Annotated in this window: 15 protein-coding genes; 8 read left to right on the top strand and 7 right to left on the bottom strand. The window is 61.9% G+C overall.

Going from position 1 to position 16,994, the window contains the following annotated elements; translation table 11 throughout:
• Positions 1 to 88: 88 nt before the first annotated feature.
• Entirely contained in the window at positions 89 to 619 is a 531-nt protein-coding gene (locus tag AC0L3O_RS22715) for a YcnI family protein (protein WP_287239535.1), read from the top strand.
• A 51-nt stretch (positions 620 to 670) separates the two neighbouring features.
• Here AC0L3O_RS22715 and AC0L3O_RS22710 read toward each other — a convergent pair whose 3' ends face one another.
• The 6 genes from AC0L3O_RS22710 to AC0L3O_RS22685 all read right to left on the bottom strand — a co-directional run bounded on the left by AC0L3O_RS22710 (position 671) and on the right by AC0L3O_RS22685 (position 7,512).
• Positions 671 to 2,455, bottom strand: a complete 1,785-nt coding sequence (locus AC0L3O_RS22710) for a heavy metal translocating P-type ATPase (RefSeq protein ID WP_473616660.1) — start codon at positions 2,453 to 2,455, stop codon at positions 671 to 673.
• A 78-nt stretch (positions 2,456 to 2,533) separates the two neighbouring features.
• Positions 2,534 to 3,292: a universal stress protein gene (locus AC0L3O_RS22705; RefSeq protein ID WP_473616658.1), complete on the bottom strand. Its 759-nt coding sequence runs from the start codon at positions 3,290 to 3,292 to the stop codon at positions 2,534 to 2,536.
• 118 nt (positions 3,293 to 3,410) lie between these two features.
• Positions 3,411 to 3,860 (bottom strand): universal stress protein, encoded by a 450-nt coding sequence (locus AC0L3O_RS22700; protein WP_128168241.1) that lies wholly within the window; start codon positions 3,858 to 3,860, stop codon positions 3,411 to 3,413.
• A gap of 622 nt (positions 3,861 to 4,482) precedes the next feature.
• Positions 4,483 to 4,821, bottom strand: a complete 339-nt coding sequence (locus AC0L3O_RS22695; protein WP_023798470.1) for a DUF779 domain-containing protein — start codon at positions 4,819 to 4,821, stop codon at positions 4,483 to 4,485.
• Positions 4,822 to 4,879: 58 nt separating this feature from the next.
• Positions 4,880 to 6,397 (bottom strand): aldehyde dehydrogenase, encoded by a 1,518-nt coding sequence (adh, locus tag AC0L3O_RS22690; RefSeq protein WP_473616657.1) that lies wholly within the window; start codon positions 6,395 to 6,397, stop codon positions 4,880 to 4,882.
• Between the two features lie 146 nt (positions 6,398 to 6,543).
• Complete coding sequence (locus AC0L3O_RS22685) at positions 6,544 to 7,512, bottom strand: GAF domain-containing protein (RefSeq protein WP_128244984.1); 969 nt, start codon at positions 7,510 to 7,512, stop codon at positions 6,544 to 6,546.
• A gap of 259 nt (positions 7,513 to 7,771) precedes the next feature.
• Between AC0L3O_RS22685 and AC0L3O_RS22680 the strand changes: the two genes are divergently transcribed.
• The 6 genes from AC0L3O_RS22680 to AC0L3O_RS22655 all read left to right on the top strand — a co-directional run bounded on the left by AC0L3O_RS22680 (position 7,772) and on the right by AC0L3O_RS22655 (position 14,675).
• Positions 7,772 to 8,620 (top strand): Crp/Fnr family transcriptional regulator, encoded by an 849-nt coding sequence (locus AC0L3O_RS22680; protein WP_473616655.1) that lies wholly within the window; start codon positions 7,772 to 7,774, stop codon positions 8,618 to 8,620.
• A 98-nt stretch (positions 8,621 to 8,718) separates the two neighbouring features.
• Complete coding sequence (locus AC0L3O_RS22675) at positions 8,719 to 9,672, top strand: LysR family transcriptional regulator (RefSeq protein ID WP_287122213.1); 954 nt, start codon at positions 8,719 to 8,721, stop codon at positions 9,670 to 9,672.
• Between the two features lie 140 nt (positions 9,673 to 9,812).
• Positions 9,813 to 10,826 carry an amino acid ABC transporter substrate-binding protein gene (locus AC0L3O_RS22670; RefSeq protein ID WP_287239525.1) on the top strand — a complete coding sequence of 338 codons (1,014 nt, stop codon included), beginning with the start codon at positions 9,813 to 9,815 and terminating at the stop codon, positions 10,824 to 10,826.
• Between the two features lie 172 nt (positions 10,827 to 10,998).
• Entirely contained in the window at positions 10,999 to 12,186 is a 1,188-nt protein-coding gene (locus tag AC0L3O_RS22665) for an amino acid ABC transporter permease (RefSeq protein WP_287239523.1), read from the top strand.
• 3 nt (positions 12,187 to 12,189) lie between these two features.
• Positions 12,190 to 13,329, top strand: coding sequence for an amino acid ABC transporter permease (locus AC0L3O_RS22660; protein WP_287260364.1), 1,140 nt, complete (start codon positions 12,190 to 12,192; stop codon positions 13,327 to 13,329).
• Between the two features lie 116 nt (positions 13,330 to 13,445).
• Positions 13,446 to 14,675 (top strand): MalY/PatB family protein, encoded by a 1,230-nt coding sequence (locus tag AC0L3O_RS22655; RefSeq protein WP_473616721.1) that lies wholly within the window; start codon positions 13,446 to 13,448, stop codon positions 14,673 to 14,675.
• 54 nt (positions 14,676 to 14,729) lie between these two features.
• Here the strand turns inward: AC0L3O_RS22655 and AC0L3O_RS22650 are convergent, their stop codons facing one another.
• Complete coding sequence (locus tag AC0L3O_RS22650) at positions 14,730 to 15,608, bottom strand: GNAT family N-acetyltransferase (protein WP_023798462.1); 879 nt, start codon at positions 15,606 to 15,608, stop codon at positions 14,730 to 14,732.
• A 255-nt stretch (positions 15,609 to 15,863) separates the two neighbouring features.
• Here AC0L3O_RS22650 and argE point away from each other — a divergent pair, with 255 nt between their 5' ends.
• Complete coding sequence (gene argE / locus AC0L3O_RS22645; RefSeq protein ID WP_023798461.1) at positions 15,864 to 16,988, top strand: acetylornithine deacetylase; 1,125 nt, start codon at positions 15,864 to 15,866, stop codon at positions 16,986 to 16,988.
• Positions 16,989 to 16,994: the final 6 nt, after the last annotated feature.

Genomic DNA, 16,994 nt, shown 5'->3' with positions numbered 1-16,994 from the left:
ATAAGCGTGCGGAACAACCCGTCGCGCAACTCGAGTGTCATTCGACCTGGAGAGGTCATTCGACCTGGAGAAGAAAGGAGACAGTCAGATGTACAGGCCTCTTATAGTTGCGGCGGTCGCTGCGATCGTGGCCGGACCGGCCCATGCGCATGTTTCGTTCGAAAACGCCCAGGCTGCCGTCGGCACGACCTACAAGGCGGTTCTAAGGATTCCGCACGGTTGCGACGGCAAGGCCACGGACGAGGTCCGGGTCCGGATCCCGGAAGGCGTTATCGCGGTCAAGCCGATGCCCAAGGCCGGATGGACGATCGAAAAGACGGTGACGGGGTACAAGGCAGAGTACGATCTGCACGGCAAGAAGGTGGCCGAAGGCGTTACCGAGCTATCCTGGAGCGGCGGAAGCGTGGCGGACGACGAGTACGATGATGAGTTCGTCTTCAGGGCGACTCTCGACGCAAGCCTCCCGGCGGGCGAAACGATCTATTTCCCGGTGATCCAGGTCTGCGGCACGGACAGGGCAGAATGGACCCAGGCTGCGGCCGAGGGCCAGACAGCTCATGACCTGGAGCGACCGGCGCCCGGTCTGGAACTGCTTCACGGCGAACACGCGGGGCACTGAAACGCCTGAACGCGGGAAATCTGGGGCCGAGTGGCTCAGGAGTCCGGAACATCACCGGAGGGCACGCAGGGCGTTGAGGATCACCGCTACGTCTATGCCCTCCTGCACGAGTGCGCCAGCCACAGGCGGGAGATAGCCGAGCGCAGCCACAGCCATCCCGACGACTGAGAGGCCGAGGCCGGCGACCACGCTTTGCGTTGCGATTTGGCGGGTCCGATGCGCGACCTCTACCGCGGACGCCAGGCTGTCGAGGCGGTCGACGAGAATGACGACTCCGGCGCTTTCCGACGAGGCGGCGGAGCCGCGCGCGCCCAACGCCACGCCCACGTCGGCGCTCGCCAACGCGGGAGCGTCATTCACGCCGTCTCCAGCCATGAGCACGGGAGCGCGCATGCGTTCCCTGGTCACGACTTCGACCTTCTGCGCCGGATCCAGTTCGCCATCCGCCCTGGCTATCCCGAGCCGGGCAGCCACGGCGTCGACCACATCCTGGCGATCGCCGGAGGCGATCACGACGCGGTCGATCCCAGCCTTCTCCAGCGCCCGGAGCATGGCGGGCGCCTCCGGCCTGATCGCGTCAGCCATGGCGATGATCCCGGCCAGGACGCCGTCTACGCCGACGGCCACCACGGCGCTTCCCCAGGGAAGACCTTCCCGCAACCCATGGGGATCGCCCTGCGTGATCGCGTTCCTGACGAAGCGGCTGCCGCCGATAACCAGCCTGCGTCTTTCGACAATCCCTTTGATTCCGGTTCCGGCGACCTCGCTGACGTCCGTCGGCGCAGAGAGCGGGAGCCCCTTCCGGCGTGCGTCCGCCACCAGCGCCGCTGCCGTGACGTGGCCGGACGCCTGGTCGAGCGAGGCGGCGAGCCGCAGGACCTCGTCAGGTAACCAGGTCCCGACGGTGCGTACGTCGACCACCTCGGCTTGGCCGAACGTCAGGGTTCCGGTTTTGTCGAGGATAACCGTCTTGACCTTCGCAAGGGTCTCGAGAGCCCCGCCGTCCTTGACGAGAACGCCGAGCTTGGCGGCGCGCGACATGCCCGAGATGATGGCGACGGGCAGGGCGAGGATGAGCGGGCACGGCGTTGCGACCACCAACACAGCCAGCACTCTGACAGGGTCGCCGGAGATGGCCCAGGCAGTTCCTGCCGCCAAGACCGTCAGCAGCAGGAACCAGACCGCGTAGCGATCCGCCGCACGCACGCTGGGAGGCTTGCCTTCCTGGGCCTTGGTTACAAGCCGGACGATGTTGGCGTAGGTGCTTTCGGCCGCGGGTCTGTCCGCAAGGAGATCGAAGGCATCGCCAGCATTGGTTGCTCCGCTCAGGACTTCGTCACCCAGCAACTTCGTGCGTGGCAGGCTCTCTCCGGTCAAGGCGGACTCGTCCAGGACGGCAGAAGGTGACGCAAGGCTGCCGTCGACGGGGATCACTTCGCCGCGGCGAACGAGGAGCCGGTCGCCTGGAACGATAGCCTGGATGAGGACTTCGTCGAGCCCGTCATTGCCGTACCGCATGGCGCTGTGGGCCACGCGACCGAGTAGGGCGGTCATCTCCCTGCGTGCGCGGCCGGCCGCATAGCCTTCGAGAAACTGGCCACCCGCGTACATCAGCGCGACGACGTTGCCCGCTAGCATCTCGCCGAACGCGAGCGCGGCCGACATCGATAGCGCGGCGACCAGGTCAAGCCCGACTTCGCCGCGCGACAGACTGCGGACGATCTCGACGGCGAGGGCCGCCAGCACCAACGCGGTCGCGACGGCCCACGGCCAGGGATGCCAGCCTGCGCCGGACGCCCATCCAGTAATGCCGACCATGAGTCCGCTGAGCGCCACGCCGAGGAGCACTCCTCTCAACGAGAGAATCGGCCACCGCGCATGAGGCAAGGTAAGCATCCATCATCAGCAGGGCGGTCAATGCGAAAGCAGCACTGGCATCCTCAGGTCCGCCAAGACGCCTTCGGTCGCGCCGCCGAGAACGAAATCCCTGAGCCGTGAGTGACCGTAGCCTCCCATCACCAGCAGATCCGAACCTAGGCCGGCAGCGTGGCGCTGCAGGGTTTCTGCAATCGGGCAGTCCTCCGCGCGCACTGCCGAGAAGGTGGCTTTCAGCCCGGCTTCGCGCAGACTTCCCGCGAGCCGCTCCCCCGCATCTGCCTCGTCTATTGACTTTTCGTCTGTGACGGTGACAACCTTGATCTCCACGGCGCGCTCCAGAACAAACTTGGCGTCTGACACGGCGCGGGCTGCGACGCGCGTGCCATCCCATGCGATCGACACCCGGCTAAAACTGGCGGGCAGCGCCTGATCGGGCAGAAGGATCGTCGGGCGGCCGGAGCTGAAGACAACGGCCTCCGCCAAAGCGCGGATACCGGGGTTGTCGGAGTTCCACCCGACAAGCGCCATGTCGAAATAGCGGGCATGGCGAGCGGCCGCCTCGCCAAGCAGCGCGACCTGCGTCCTCTCCACGGAAGTCGTCAGATTCAGGCTTCTGGCTTCCGCCTCAACCCTGGCCGCGGCCAGCAGTTCCGCGCCGTTGCTCGCGCTGAGTTTCTCGGCGTTGCGGATCATTTCCGGCAGATTCATGAGCATGCGGGAGAACGCGTTCGAAACCTCTGGAATGTCAGCTTCTAGCACCAGCGCGTGGAGGTCCGCGCCAAGCAGATCCGTCACCGCCGCAGCATTGGCTACGACTGCCGTCGTGTGGGGTTCCGGATAGGTGAGTAGGGGCACAAGAGCGCGAAGCTTCATTCGATGTAGTCCTTCAGGACAGGAATTTCCTCCATCCCGCTCAGCGTACGACGAGCACTGGAACGGGGCTATGGGCCAGCACTTCCGAGGTCTGGCTGCCCAGCAGCAGGCGCCCGAGGCCGCGCCGGCCGTGCGAGGCCATGACGATCAGGCTGCATTCTTGGGCCTTCGCCGCCTCGACGATGGCTTCCGCTGGTCTCGCGTCGGGCACGTGCAGCACGTCCGCGCTGACGCCGATCCTGGCGGCCGATTCCCGCACCGTCGCCAGGAGTTTCTCCGCAGCCTTCTTCTGCCCCTCTTCATACCCCGAGATATCCCCGGGAAGCGGGACCCAGCCGCCGCCGGCCGCGCTCGCATGGAAGGGGAAAGGCTCGGTGACCGTGATGACGGTCACCTTCGCGTCGAGGCTCTTGGCAAGCGAAAGCCCATGGTCGACGCCCCTCTGCGCGACGTCGGAGCCGTCCGTCGAAATCAGGATGTGCTTGTACATTGCCTTCTTGTCCTCTGTTGCCTGTTCCGCCCAAGGAACGCTCGCGCTTGGCGCGTCCAGTCCACAGACACGCCGGGACGCGGCCTTGGCCTGAACTCTACCTTTGGGCCTTCTTTTCAGCTTGATCGAGATCAAAGCGGCCCAATCTGCGCAGAAGCGTAGGTGTCGCATATCGGCGCGTATAGCAGACCCGAATAACAATACTCGTGTTCAACGCTGGCCGTGAGCCCCTCAAAATCGGGTTCTCCGGATCGACGGGAAGATCAACGCGTTCATACGATCGTTTCGCGACAGGCGTTGCGACTACCGCCTCCATCACGGCACGCCGGACGAGTGCGGGATGGCAGGCTGCGGCGATATCGGTGGTGCGCTCGAGTAGAACCGGAGGTGCTCAAGCGGTTGAGCTTGGCCGCCTGCCAGAGGACAGCCGCTTTCGACGAGCCGTTTTATCGCGTTGCTGCCTTGGCAGGCGAGGGTTCAAGAATTACGCTTCTCGCTATCGAGGCGTCTGACGCCGGCCGGGCTTCGTGCTTTTTTGTCGATTTCGTGAAGCAACGGCGCAGACATGAACCAGCTTGAGGGCGCGAGGGCGCGCCAGATAGACGTCCGCTGATACTCGAAATCAGATCCCCATGTGGCACACCGTGGACCGCGTCAGGAACCGTCTCTCGCGGCCGTTATCGAGTGAGAACATGCCACCGCGTCCGGGCACAGCATCGATGACGAGGTTGGTGTGCTTCCACGCGTCGTATTGCGCCGCGCCGATGTAAAACGGCGCGCCGCCGATCTCGCCGAGCAATACGTCGCTGTCCCCCAGAGCGAAATCACCCTGGGGGTAGCACATTGGCGAGGAACCGTCGCAGCAGCCGCCCGACTGGTGGAACAGCACCGGCCCATGCTCGGCGATGATCTCCGCCAGGAACTCCAGCGCCGCCGGCGTGGCGCTCACCTTGTCGTGCATACCATCCTCCCTCCGGAAAGCGAAGCGCGGGAACGTCCCGCGCCCCGTGAGGCAGTCCTCAGAAGAAGCCGAGCTTCTTGGGGCTGTAGCTGACCAGCATGTTCTTGGTCTGCTGGTAGTGGTCGAGCATCATCTTGTGGGTCTCGCGGCCGATGCCGGACTGCTTGTAGCCGCCAAACGCCGCGTGCGCCGGGTAGGCGTGGTAGCAGTTGGTCCAGACGCGGCCCGCCTGGATCGCCCGGCCGAAGCGGTAGAGCCGGTTGGCGTCGCGGCTCCAGATGCCGGCGCCGAGGCCGTAGAGCGTGTCGTTGGCGATCGACAAGGCCTCGTCGTCGTCCTTGAAGGTTGTCACCGAAACCACCGGCCCGAAGATCTCCTCCTGGAAGATGCGCATCTTGTTGTGACCCTTGAACACCGTCGGCTTGACGTAATAGCCGCCGGCGAGATCGCCCGGCAGCTCGTTGCGCGCGCCGCCAGTGAGCACTTCGGCGCCTTCCTGCTTGCCTATGTCGATGTAGGACAGGATCTTCTCGAGCTGCTCGGACGAGGCCTGCGCGCCGATCATCGTCGCCGGATCCAGCGGGTCGCCCTGGACGATCGCCTCGACGCGCTTCAGCGCCCGCTCCATGAAGCGGTCGTAGATCTTTTCATGGATCAGCGCCCGGCTCGGGCAGGTACAAACCTCGCCCTGGTTGAGTGCGAACATGACGAAACCCTCGATCGCCTTGTCGAAGAAATCGTCGTCCTCGGCGGTGACGTCCTGGAAGAAGATGTTGGGCGACTTGCCGCCGAGTTCGAGCGTTACCGGGATAAGGTTCTGGCTGGCGTACTGCATGATCAGCCGGCCAGTGGTCGTCTCGCCGGTGAAGGCGATCTTTGCGATCCGGTTGGAGGAGGCGAGGGGCTTGCCTGCCTCGAGGCCGAAGCCGTTGACGATGTTGAGCACGCCCGGCGGCAGCAGGTCGCCGATGAGGTCCGCCCAGAGCATGATCGCCGCCGGGGTCTGCTCTGCGGGTTTCAGAACCACGCAGTTGCCGGCCGCGATCGCGGGGGCCAGTTTCCATACCGCCATGAGCAGCGGGAAGTTCCACGGGATGATCTGGCCGACGACGCCCAACGGTTCGTGGAAGTGATAGGCAACGGTGTCGTAGTCGATCTCGGAGAGGCTGCCCTCCTGGGCGCGGATCGCGCCGGCGAAGTAGCGGAAGTGATCGATGGCCAGCGGCAGATCGGCGGCGGTCGTCTCACGGATCGGCTTGCCGTTGTCCCAGGTCTCGGCGCGCGCGAGGAGATCGAGGTTCTCCTCCATGCGATCAGCAATGCGATTGAGAATCAAAGCGCGTTCGGCCGGGCTGGTGCGGCCCCATGCGTCCCTGGCAGCATGGGCCGCGTCGAGCGCGGCCTCGATATCCTTGGAGTCGGAACGGGCGACTTCGCAGAGAAGCTGACCGTTTACCGGCGAGAAGTTCTCGAAATACTTGCCGGACAGCGGCTCGGTCCATTTGCCGCCAATGAAATTGCCGTAACGCCTGTCGAAGGGCGCCTTGACGGAGCGTGAGAATTCAACCTTGTTCATGATATACCTCCCGAAACAACGCCGCGGGATGCGGCGCTTCGGTGGAAAGACTTGCCGCATCTGCCCGCTCGCTGTCACGATGGTGAGAACAGTGGACCCGCAGGAGGTGTCGCAGAACTGCGACAGTCGTGCCGGGATTCGAAAGATCAGTGCGATCTATGGAGATCGAGGCGGTTGAGCTTCCGGTGGAGCGTCGCACGGCTGATCCCAAGCGCCGCGGCCGCGGCCGAGACATTTCCATCTGTCCGGGCCAGCACCCGTTGCAGAGCCCCGCGCTCCGCCTCGGCGAGGACTTCGGTGACCTTCCTCGCCCCGCCAAGCAGATCGGCCGCGGGGAGCGGCTTCCGAAGGCTCTTTTGCGTGATCCCCAGCGCCAATCGCGCTAAGCGGGTCGCGCCGACCACAAGGTCGTCCGCATCGACCGCGATCAGTCCGCCCGAACCTTTGTCGGTTATTGGCGCGAGCAGAATGCGCGCCTTCGGGAATGCCATCTTGAAGTTCTCCGCCTCGATGCGTCGCGCGGCGTCGACTACGGCCACCGAAATAAGATTGGCGAAGGCTTCGGTTAGATCTGCCCGGCAGGAAGACACGTCGAGGGCGGCAACGAGGTCTCCCTCGTGATCGTAGATGGGCGCGGTGATGCAGCTCAGCGCTGTGTTGCGCGTGTGAAAATGCTGGTCGCGATGGATCGTCAGCACGCGCTGCTCGACAAGACAGGTGCCGATGCCGTTGGTGCCCTCGCTCTCCTCGTTCCAGACCGAGCCTGTCCACAACCCCCAGTTGTGAAACGTCTCGTCATCCGCAGGTGCACCGCGTCGTTCGATCGGCACGCCCTCTTGGTCGGCGAGAAGCACGCAGCATCCAACACCTCCCACCGCCAGGTAGAGTCTGTCGAGGCTTGATTGGGCAGCTCGGATCAGCGGTTCGATCCGTTGCCTGGCGTCGATAAATTCGGCCTGGGTCAGGTATCGCGGCGGTTTGGGATCGGTTGGATCGAGCTTATGCAAATTGGATGAGCGTCGCCATGAAGCGACCAGCGCCGACTTCGCCGCGGCATCTGAAATGATTGCGGCCTGTATCCGATCGGCATGATGACCGGCTAGAGCCTCGCCCATGCTATCCTCCCAAATCCCGACTCTTTCCTTTCAGTTCCTGGATCAGGCCTTTCAGTTCCTGGATCAGGTACGTGTTACGTCGGGGTTGCGTTGGCAGCGCTATCTCCGCTTCGATCGAACCCTCTGTCAATTGCCCAGAAGAACCAGGCGCCTCGGACGGCTGGTGTAGCGCGCAACGGGCGTCGAATGCCGTTCGATGGGTGCTTGATCCATTGCGGGCTCCTTGCGCCAGCGTTATCCGGCAACGGCCGGAGCTCTCTTGACATGGATCAAACGTGCGGACGAGTTTCTGGATCGGCTGCGTCTGCGGCAATATGCGAACCTTGTGTACGCCACGCTGGCATTCGGCGCCGGAGTGTCCGATATTCCCGACAGCGCCATGGACACGAACCGCAAGGACATACACAACTCCGATATTCCTGTGCTTTGCCGGAGCTGCGAGGCTCGGCACAAGGGAATGTGCGGCGTGCTCGATTCTGCCGAGCTTGTTGCGCTTTCGCGCCACACTCGCCTGGCCCGGCATTCTGCCGGAGAGGAACTCGCCGCTGACGGCATGCCCGTCGAGTCCTATGCGAATGTAATGCGGGGCGTAGTCAAGCTGACCAAGGTGCTGGAAGACGGCCGCCAGCAGATCGTCGGACTGCAGTTCGCCCCGGATTTCCTCGGGCGACTTTTCACGCCTGACAGTGCTGTAACTGCCCAAGCTGCGTCCGACGTCGATCTCTGCCGCGTGTCGAAGAGCGGTCTGGAACGGTTGATCGCGGCGAATCCCAAACTGGAGCGTCGGTTAATGGAGCAGACTCTCAGGGAACTCGATGAAGCCCGCGAATGGATGGTCACACTGGGGAGAAAGACAGCTGCCGAGAAGGTCGCCAGCTTCCTTTATCTCATCGCCACGCACCTCGATCCCTCAGCGGACAGCGAACAGAAGGGCCGCAAGTTTATTCTGCCTCTCACGCGCGGTGACGTTGCCGATTTCCTCGGGCTGACGATCGAGACCGTCTCGCGTCAATTGTCCAGGCTCCGTGCGGAGAAAGTCATTGCAATCAGCGCAGTGACCCAGGTCGATGTGCCCGATCTCGAGCGGCTCAGGAAACGTTGTGGCTGAACGGATGGACCAGCGCCAGAAGCGGAACGAGGATTTCCTTTTCGAACGCCACGTGGACGTTCTCGCCTCATGATGAAAAACCAAGGCCTGTTCGGCTCATGAGTTTCGATGACCTCGACCTGAATTTGCTGCGCGTGTTCGACGTCATGATGCGCGAAAGAAGCGTCACGCGTACGGCATGCGAATTGGGAAGAACGCAATCTGCGATCAGCCATTCCTTATCCAGGCTGCGGCACCTTTTCGGCGACAAGCTGTTCACGCGCGATGGAGGAGTTATGAGGCCGACCCCGCGGGCGGTCGAGCTTCTGCCAGACATTTCGGCCGGATTGGCAACGATTCGAGCCTCGATTGATCGCCATCAAACTTTCGATCCCGCAACCACGCGGCGGAACTTTCGTGTCGGCCTCACCGACTACCATGCGATGATAATCATACCACGTCTTCTGCGGGAGTTTTCCAGGCAGGCGCCCGGTGCCACGTTGAATATTATTCCAGCGAACGGGCTCGATATCCCGTCCTCGGTTCATCTTCGACAGATCGACTGTGCATTGACTGGAGCAGTGATCAAGGATGACCCAAGCCTTTTGAAGATCGAACTGGGCCAGGATCGTCTCTTCTGCGCAGTTTGGAGCGGCAGCCAAATCGCAAGTTCGGCGATGTCATTGGAGACATACCTGTCAGCGTCTCACTTGCAGGTTTCCGCCGATGGTGTTTCCAGCGGACTTGCGGATGCCGCGCTCAAGGAGCTTGGTTTGCGGCGGAACGTGGTCGCGACGATATCGAATTATCTGGCACTTCCGTGGGTCTTGCGAGGCACCGAACTTGTTGCTCATTGTGGTGACGGAATCCTCCAAATCCTTGATAAAGCGAGTGAAGTGACTCTCCTTTCGCCGCCCCTGCCGATCCCAAATGTGAGCGCGTGGTTGCTCCTTCATCCGCAAATGGCCACGGACCCAGGGACGATCTGGCTCAAAGAAGTTCTCTCAAACATCTACTCTGAGTCACAGATTAAAAAGAGAGAAATTGTTTCTGAGAGAGAACAGAAGAAATAAACAGGAGACACACGGCTGAAACCATTACGAGTGCAGCCATTGTATGAGCAGGCCTCATAGTCATCATGACGAGAATGAATTTGACCAATAATGAGGCCTGCGCAACCTTGGTGCTCCACAAAAAAATAAGGGGAACCAAGATGCAAGCAATTCTCAAGGGTCTGGTCGGAGCAGCGGTAGGGCTCGTTGTATCCAACGCGTCCGCCGCGACGATCGAAAATGTCAAGAAGAACGGAGTTCTGACCTGCGGAACCAACTCAGCGACGGCCGGATTTAGCCTTCCAGACAATGAGGGCAAATGGACCGGGTTCGTGGTCGACTATTGTCGCGCTGTTGCAGCAGCGGTTCTGGGCGATGCGCAGAAGGTAAGGTTCATTCCGCTTACGCCGAAGGACCGGTTCACCGCGCTTCAGTCGGGCGAGATCGATATACTCGCACATAACGCAACCTGGACGTCATCCCGCGACACGTCTCTCGGAATACTTTTTGCGGGCACGTATTTCTACGATGGCCAGGGCTTCATGGTCCGCAAAGCGGAGAACATCGGTTCGGCCAAAGATCTGGATGGCGCGTCCATCTGCGTCACTCAGGGCACGACGACCGAGTTGAATCTCGCCGATTACTTCCGCTCGCATTCGATGACATACTCGACCGTCGGGTTTGCCGACGAAGAAGCCGTGGTAAAGGCCTACGACGAAGGTCGCTGCGACGTCCTCTCGGCCGACACGTCCACCTTGAATGCGTCGCGCCAGCGCATGGCGAAGGCCGACGACAGCGTCGTGCTTCCCGAACTTATCTCCAAGGAGCCACTTGGGCCTGCCGTGCGGCAGGGCGATGATCATTGGCTCAACGTGGCCAAATGGGCGCTCCTTGTCATGGTCGCTGCCGAAGAATTGGGAGTAACCTCTGAGAATGTCGATGAAATGAAGGCGTCGGACAACCCGAACATTCGCCGGCTGCTCGGAGCGGAGGGCAGCCTCGGAAAGGATCTCGGGCTTGGCGATAGCTGGTCCGTGGACGTTATCAAGCAGGTTGGCAACTATGGCGAAGTGTTCGATCGCAATATCGGCAAGGCCTCGCCGCTCAAGATGGAGCGCGGCCTGAACGCGCTTTGGAATCAGGGCGGTCTCCAGTACGCCCCGCCGATCCGCTAGGCCGGGTCGGTCACAAGCCGCCGGCGATTGCGCCGGCGTCTTAAAGCGCGTCGGGGTTGAATGGAGTCATGCGACACGCTTTAAGTTCTTGTTTATGCATGTCGTTATCGCAAAACCGCTGCGCACTTTTGCGCGACATGCATTAGTTCTGCACCAACACAGGAACAGGGTCATGTCCGATGTGCTGCTCGCCGCGCCCTCGCGCAGGAGCTTGTCCCTGCACGACGCCAAGGTCCGGGGCATCATCTATCAACTTTTGCTAGCGGGCAGCCTGCTGGCATTGGCCGTGGGCATTGCCGTTCAGACTGCGTCGAACATGAGGGCACGCGGGATTCCGCTGTCTTTCGGCTTCTGGAACGAGGCCGCCGGCTTCGACATCAATCAGACGCTGATCCCCTACGACACGCTCTCCACCTACGGCCAAGCGTTCTGGGTGGGTGTGGTCAACACCCTCTATGTGAGCTTGCTTGGGATCGTGTTGGCCACAGTCTTGGGCTTTGTCGTCGGCATTGCCCGTCTGTCACCGAACTGGATCGTTTCAAAGGTCGCGGCTTCGTATGTCGAGATCATACGCAACATCCCGTTATTGCTGCAGCTTTTGTTCTGGTACAATGCAGTCCTGAAAGCGCTGCCTGCGCCGAGGGCGTCGATCGAACTCCCCGGCCGCATCTATCTGAACAATCGCGGTCTCATCATTCCGGAAATCCAGCTCTACGCAGGAGCAGGTACCGTGGGACTCGCGTTCCTGGCGGCCAGCATCTTCTGCGTCGCTTTTTGGTCCTATGCCAGGCGCGCACAGAACCGCACCGGAAAGCAGCTGCCCGTGCTTTGGGTCAGCCTCGCTGCCTTGATCGGACTGCCTCTGATCGTCTTCCTCCTGGTCGGTTCGCCGGTGTCGTTCGTGACGCCAGAGTTGAAAGGGTTCAATTACCGGGGTGGACACCAGCTTTATCCGGAGTTCGCGGCTCTTCTGATCGGTCTGTCCGTCTACACCGCTTCCTTTATCGCGGAAATTGTCCGCAGCGGGATCCAGGCTGTGCCGAAAGGCCAGACCGAAGCCGCCCATGCGCTTGGGCTTGCGCCGGGCAAAACGCTTCGCCTGGTCATTGTTCCGCAGGCACTGCGCATCATCATACCGCCCCTGACCAGCCAGTACCTGAATCTCACGAAGAATTCCTCACTCGCCGTGTTTATCGGCTACCCCGATCTCGTTCAGATTTTCGCGGGAACGGTGCTCAACCAGACTGGCGCCGCCGTCCAGGTGATGGCGATTACGCTGTCGGTCTACCTCGCGATCTCCCTCGTCATGTCGATGACCATGAACGCGTTCAATCAACGTTTCGCGATCGTCGAGAGGTGATGCATGAGCGGCCAGTCCCTGCATCCGCACCTCGTTAGCGCTCCGCTTCTGCCGCCTATGGCGCCGCCTTGTGGAATCCGGCCGAGCCCGGCGACCTGGATCAGAAAGAACCTGTTCTCGACGCCGTTCTCCGGCGTGCTGACGATCTGCTTCACAGTTCTCGCCGCATGGCTTTTGTATCAGTTCGCGAGTTTTGCAGTCTTGGATGCAGTCTGGGCCGGCGGACAGGAAGAATGCCGCGCCAACCCTGAGGGCGCGTGTTGGCCGTTCATCGTGGAGAAATTCGACTATCTCCGTTACGGGGCATATCCGGTTTCCGAGCGCTGGCGGGTGGACCTGACGCTGGCGATCGGCGCCGTGCTGATCGCCTGGCTGCTGTGGAAACGGGCGCCGCGGCGCAACGTGGCGGCGTTGCTGTTCTTTGTTGCCTACCCGGTCGTCGCCTTCGCGTTGTTGCGCGGTGTCGCGTCGCTCGATCTGCCGGTCATCGATACCGTCTTGTGGGGAGGTCTGCTTATCACGCTGCTCATGTCGATCGTGGGCATCGTCTTCTCGCTGCCGCTCGGTGTGCTTCTCGCGCTTGGCCGACGATCGGAGCTTCCCTTCGTCAGGGCAGTGTGTGTGATCTTCATCGAGGTCGTCAGGGGCGTGCCGTTCATCACGGTGCTGTTCATGGCGAATTTCATGATGCCGCTCTTCGTCCCCGACTATCTGACGCCCGATCGGCTGCTGCGTCCGCTGATTGCGATAGCGCTGTTCTCGTCCGCCTACATGGCCGAGGTGGTGCGCGCCGGCCTTCAAGCGATCCCCAAGGGGCAATATGAGGCGGCAAAGGCGCTCGGCGTCAGCTACTTCACCATGATCCGTCTGATCATCCTGCCGCAGGCGCTCACTATCGTTATCCCAGGCATCGTCTCTACCTTCATCGGGCTGTTCAAGGACACGACGCTAGTAGCGATCGTCGGCATTGCGGACTTCCTGAGAGCCGTCGAAACGGCGCGAGTCGACCCGAATTGGGCTGGGCCGACGATCTCTTCGACCGGCTATCTCTTCGCCGGGCTGGTCTACTGGATCTTCTGCTTCGGAATGTCCCGGTACTCGCACTCGATGGAGCGCGCGTTGGCGCGCGGCCACAAGAGCTAGGAAGCGGAATATGCGACAGGCAGTTTCAGCAGCGAGGCACGTGGCGCAAATCCTCAAATAGCCCGCCAAAAGTTCGAGCAGCCGCGAGCGGCGAAAACCACACCGGAAACCAAGCAATGGCTTGTGCAGATGCATCGCAACCGACGGTTGCGGAAAGAAATGTTGGAATGATCGACTTCGACAGGATCTATGATCGCCACCAGTTTGGGTCAGTCAAATGGGCCAATCAGTGGGACGAATTCTCGCCTCGGGTCGAGGGCGAAGATCTGCTTTCGCTGTGGACCGCGGACATGGATTTTCGCGCGCCTGAAACCGTCATCGCGCGGCTGCGGGAAGCGGCGGACCATGGAATCTATGGCTATACCCGCCGCGACCCCCGTCACTACGAGATTGTGCAATCATGGTTCGCGCGTCGGCACGGCTGGTCGCCGGCACTGGAATCGCTGCTGCCGGCGCCTGCGATCATGCCGTCGGTAGCCGCGATGCTTCGGACCTTCACGAAGCCCGGGGACGGGGTGATTGTGCAGTCTCCCATTTACTCGCCCTATTTCGAAGTGATTCAGGGGAACGGCAGGAAGCTGCTGGTCAACAGGCTAAGGTTGCAGGATAACCGATATGAACTCGACCTGGAGAACTTCGCGAAACTGGCAGCCGGCGCCAAGGCCTTCCTGTTGTGTAATCCGCACAATCCAGCTGGAAAGGTGTGGACGCGCCAGGAACTGACGGCGCTGAACGATATCTGCGAGCGCTACGGCATCCTTGTCATATCTGATGACATCCATTGCGATATCAGATTGTCGGATCGCCCGCACATCGTCTTCTCGTCCCTCTCGGAGGATGCCGCGGAAAAGTCATTCATCTGCACGGCTCCAACGAAGACCTTCAATCTGGCCGGCGTGCCCTCCGCAACCGTGTCGGTGGCCAACAAGCAGCGGCGCGAGGCGCTTCTGGCCACCATGCAGGCATCGTTCATGGTCAATGCCAACTTCTTTGGACGGCTGGCGCTAGAGGTCGCCTACAGCACCGGCGCGCCGTGGCTGGATCAGCTGACGCGCTACATCGGCGGTAATGTCGATTTCGTCCTCAAGTTCGCCGAGGATCGCCTGCCGGGCATCACACCGATGCGGCCGGACGCTTCCTTCCTGGTGTGGCTGGATGCGCGCGGGCTCGATCGGAAGGTCGGAGGCGTTCAACGGTTTTTCGTCGACCGAGCCGGAGTCAATTTGTACGACGGGCGCGTCTATGGACCCGGCGGTGAAGGCTTCATTCGCCTCAATGTCGGTTGCCCTCGTCCGCTGTTGCGGAGAGGGCTCGAACGCATGTCCAGGGCGCTGGAGTCGTTGTGAGAGCGTTGACGGGACCGGAGCGGCCCTGCGGCATCGGCGACAGCGTGCTTGCATTCAGCTCCAGGCGTGGCTGGCCAATCCATAGACCCAGGGCCCGTTGCTTTCGCGGTTCAGAAAGCGGCGGCCTTTGGACATCGTCGTCACGGTCTCGGCAATGCCGAGGCCGCTCTGCTGCAGAAACTCGGCAAACACGCCATCCTTCTCGCGCGTATCGACGCGGGCGAATCGACCTGCCAGCTTCTTCAGATGGACGGCTGTGAGGTGGACCGCGTCCTGGTCGTTTCGGGCTATTGTGGGACCAATCACATGGCCGCGCCCGAACTCGCGACACATGGAATAGCCAACGACCTCGCCGCCGCGACTCAAAGTGGCGATCGAGGCATCCTCCGAGAGCAACGCAAGCAGCCTTGCACGGTTGGTCCCGAATGCGCGCGCGTCCAGTTCGGTGATCTCGCGAAGTCCGCCGCTGGGCAGATCACTTAATTCACCATCCGGAGCTGGCATTGGCGGGAGTTTTTGTGGGATCTCGCCCTGGCGCATGTAGACGATCGCCTCGTTCGTGAAGCCGAGCGACACATACAGAGGATAGGCGGCATGGGTGGCATTCAGGGCCAGATTGCGATCCCCGCACTGCTCGAGGACCTGGTCCATGAGCCATCGGCCGCCTCCCTGCGCCTGTGCGCGAGGCGTCGTGATCACCAGGCCGATGGTGGCAAAATCGTCCCCTTGGGGAAACCACATCGCGCTTCCGAAGACGCGCCCAATTCCGTCAACGGCGACGATGCCGTGGCCGGCGCGGCGCAACAAATCCCAGTCCTTGGGACGATGCGGCCAGCGGACCGAAATCGATAGTGCATGCAGCAGATCAACATCGACATCATTGATGTCTCGCGCGACCAGTTCAAAGGATTTCAGGCGTACTGATCTCTGCATCTCAGTCGATCCGCTCCTTCAACGAATGTCTTTCAACGAATGCCCAGGGCACGCGGTGTTAAATCCTGGCGCCGATAGCCATGTTTGCGACAGGCCTCATTTGCAGCAGCATTACAGGGGAACGCCAGCAGGTTTCGCTGGTTCGAGGCGTTTTTTCGCAATCTTCAGCCAAAGCACGACGCGATTCGGCAGGGAACACTGCTGCTCAGGGATAGGCTGGTCGCAACCTACAGTGTGCAAGCAGAGCGGACAGCCATGAACGTGGAAGAAATCCTCGCGACCCTGATTGCGTTTCCCTCAGTTGTGGGCACGCCAAACGGTGAGATCGTCGATTGGATCCGCGACTACTGTCAGGCAGCCGGAGCCGCGGTGACGGTTCTGCCCGGTCCCGAGGGCGACCGGTCCAACCTGTTCGTCACGGTCGGCCCGCGTGCCGGTCGGGGCTACGTCATCTCCGGACATATGGATGTCGTGCCGGCCGGCGAGCCGGAATGGAGCTCCGATCCGTTCGTCCTGCGTCGCGAGGGCGGCAGGCTTTACGGCCGCGGCACCACCGACATGAAGGGCTTTCTCGCCTGCGCATTGGCCGCGCTGCCAGGACTTGCGGCAATGAACCTGCGGCGGCCAGTCCATCTCGCATTCTCCTACGACGAAGAGGCGGGGTGCCGTGGTGTGCCGCATCTCCTGGCTGCGTTGCCGAGCCTGTGCGAGAGGCCGCTTGGCGCAATTGTCGGCGAGCCCAGCCGGATGCAACCTGTGCGTGCGCACAAGGGAAAGGCCGCGGCGCGGCTCGAGGTGATCGGGCGATCCGGCCATTCGTCACGCCCCGATCTCGGACTCAATGCCGTGCACGCCATGGCCGGCGTCATCTCGCACGCAGTGGCCTACGGCCAATCGCTCACGGGCGGCCCGCTCGATCAAAATTTCGAGCCCCCATACTCTTCCTTGCAGGTGGGTGTCATCGCCGGTGGACAGGCGGTCAACATCATCGCTGGCCACTGCACAGCCGATATCGAGGTGCGTGCCGTGCCGGGCGTTTCCCCAGCATCCCTGCTTGAGCCGGTCAAAGCCCGGCTTTTCGATCTGCGCGACAGCGGCTTCGAGGTGGCCTGGCACGAATTGAGTTCCTATCCCGCCCTTGCGCCGGCGGATGGGAGCAAGCTAGCGGCAGTCCTGACAGAGCTGACGGGGCAGGAGCCGCTCACGGCGGTCAGTTACGGCACTGAGGCCGGGCTTTATCAGCAGGCCGGTATCGATGCGATCATTTGCGGCCCTGGCGAAATTTCCCGCGCGCATCGTCCCAATGAATACATCGAGATCGGTGAACTTGCTGCCTGCCAGAGCATGATCGACGATCTCGGCGCGCGTCTCGCGGCCTGAGGGAAG

This window comes from Mesorhizobium sp. WSM4810, assembly GCF_055811235.1.
Note: the sequence above shows the minus strand (reverse complement) of the source record. Positions and strands in the feature narration are given on the sequence as shown.